This is a genomic window from Pseudomonas sp. PS02303, from assembly GCF_029959925.1.
GTDB lineage: Bacteria > Pseudomonadota > Gammaproteobacteria > Pseudomonadales > Pseudomonadaceae > Aquipseudomonas > Aquipseudomonas mandelii.
In genome coordinates, this window is record NZ_JASCOM010000455.1 from 1 (window position 1) to 2,577 (window position 2,577).

General features: G+C 60.6%; 2 protein-coding genes. Both read left to right on the forward strand.

From position 1 onward, the window contains the following. Positions 1 to 108: 108 nt before the first annotated feature. The gene (locus QMX98_RS33985) at positions 109 to 1,197 is read left to right on the forward strand and encodes a polyamine ABC transporter substrate-binding protein (protein ID WP_282412057.1); all 1,089 of its coding nucleotides are present in this window, start codon (positions 109 to 111) and stop codon (positions 1,195 to 1,197) included. Further along, positions 1,194 to 2,486 carry an FAD-binding oxidoreductase gene (locus QMX98_RS33990; protein WP_282412058.1) on the forward strand — a complete coding sequence of 431 codons (1,293 nt, stop codon included), beginning with the start codon at positions 1,194 to 1,196 and terminating at the stop codon, positions 2,484 to 2,486. Before QMX98_RS33985 ends, QMX98_RS33990 begins: the two co-directional genes overlap by 4 nt. Positions 2,487 to 2,577: the final 91 nt, after the last annotated feature.

Consider the following 2,577-nt stretch of genomic DNA (forward strand, 5'->3'; position numbering starts at 1 on the left):
AGGCTTGCCCGCGAAGAGGCCGGTCCGTTCAACATCGTCGTTGACAGCCAGTCCGCCTTCGCGGGCAAGCCTCGCTCCTACACAGTCTAATAACTAAAGAGGTGTCGAATGCGTCTATTGAAATCCATGGTGCCGGCCGCGCTTGCCGTGCTGTTCAGTGCCGTTGCCCAGGCTCAACCCACCGTCAGCGTCTACAACTGGACCGATTACATCGGCGAAACCACCCTCGCCGACTTCCAGGCCAAATCCGGGATCAAGGTGATCTACGACGTCTTCGATTCCAACGAAACCCTGGAGGGCAAGTTGCTCGCCGGGCGTACCGGGTATGACGTGGTCGTGCCATCCAACCACTTCCTCGCCCGTCAGGTGAAGGCCGGCGCGTTCCTCAAGCTGGACCGTGCGCAGTTGCCCAACTTCAAGAACCTCGACCCGAAATTGTTGGCGCTGCTGGAGAAAAACGATCCGGGTAACGAGCATTCCGTGCCGTACCTGTGGGGCACCAACGGCATCGGCTACAACGTCGACAAGGTCAAGCAAGTGCTCGGCATCGACCGCATCGATTCCTGGGAAGTGCTGTTCGAACCGGAAAACATCAAGAAACTCAGCCAGTGCGGCGTGTCGATGATGGACTCGGCCGATGAAGTGTTCCCGGCGATTCTCAATTACATGGGCATGGACCCGCGCAGCGAGAACCCTGAAGACTTCAAAAAAGCCGAAGCCAAACTGTTGAGCATCCGGCGTTACATCACCTATTTCCACTCCTCCAAATACGTGTCGGACCTTGCCAACGGAGACATCTGCGTGGCCTTCGGCTATTCCGGTGACGTGTTCCAGGCCGCCAACCGGGCCAAGGAAGCCAAGAACGGCGTGAACATCGCCTACGCCATTCCGAAGGAAGGCAGTAACTTGTGGTTTGACCTGTTGGCGATTCCTGCCGATGCCAGCAATCCGAAAGAAGCCCATGCCTTCATCAACTACCTTCTGGACCCGCAAGTGATTGCCAAGGTCAGCGCCTCGGTCGGCTACGCCAACCCCAACCCCGCCGCCAAGGAATACATGGACGCGGAGCTGGTGAACAACCCTGAGGTTTACCCACCTCAGGCAGTCCTCGACAAACTCTACATTTCGACCACCCCGCCCCAGGCGATCATGCGACTGATGACCCGTTCCTGGAGCAAAGTGAAGTCCAACAAATGAATAACGAACACGCACATTCCTACTACGCGGCCACCGCCAAAGGCCTGACGCCCTACCCCACGCTGGCCTCGGACCTGGTGGCCGATGTCTGCGTGATCGGCGGCGGTTTTACCGGGGTCAACACCGCGATCGAGCTGGCTCAGCGCGGGCTCTCGGTGATTGTGCTGGAGGGCCGGCGGATTGGCTGGGGCGCCAGCGGGCGCAATGGCGGGCAGTTGATCCGCGGCATCGGCCATGACGTCAGCGGTTTCACCCGGTACGTCGGTGAGGACGGGGTGCGCTATCTGGAGCGTGCGGGGATCGAATCGGTGGAACTGGTGGGCAATCGCATCCGTGAACACGGGATTGAGTGCGACCTGCGCTGGGGGTTCTGCGAGCTGGCCAACACCAAGGCGCAATTCGCGGCGTTCAAGGCGGAGCGCGACAGTCTGGCCGAATCAGGTTACGCCCACGAAACCCGTCTGGTCGGGCCGGAGCAGATCCGTGAGCAAGTGGTGGACTCAAGCGTCTATGCCGGTGGTCTGGTCGACATGGGTTCGGGCCATTTGCATCCGCTCAATCTGGTGCTGGGCGAAGCAAGGCTGGCGCAATCCCTTGGGGTGCAGATCTTCGAGCAGAGCCCGGTTCTGGAGTTGATCCATGGCAGCACGGTGCAGGTTCGCTGTGCCGGTGGCACGGTACGCGCGGGAAGTCTGGTGCTGGCCTGCAACGCGCACCTTGAAGAACTCGAACCGAAGCTCAGCGGCAAGGTGCTCCCGGCCGGCAGCTATATCATTGCCACCGAGCCGTTGGCACCTGAGGTTGCCGCGCAGTTGATCCCGCAGAACCTCGCGTTATGCGACCAGAAAGTCGGCCTGGATTACTACCGGCTCTCGGCGGACCGGCGCTTGCTGTTTGGCGGCGCCTGCCATTATTCAGGGCGCGATCCGGCTGACATCACGGCGTACATGCGCCCGCAGATGCTCAAAGTCTTCCCGCAATTGCACGATGTGCGCATCGACTATCAATGGGGCGGCCGGATCGGCATCTCCGCCAATCGCTTCCCGCAAGTTGGCCGCTTGAGTCAGCACCCGAATGTGTTTTATGCCCAGGGTTACTCGGGGCATGGGCTGAACGTCACGCATTGGTGCGCGAAGCTATTGGGTGAAGCGATCCATGCCGGGCACAGTCGAGGGTTCGACGTGTTCAGCGCCGTGCCGCACATGACCTTTCCCGGCGGGCCGATGCTGCGCTCGCCGTTGCTGGCGCTTGGGATGTTCTGGTATCGCCTGCGCGAAATGGTTGGCTGACAGGCCGCTATCGCGAGCAGGCTCACTCCCACAGGGGATTTTCGGCGGACACAGCATTTGTGAACGACGACGATCCCTGTGGGAGTGAGCC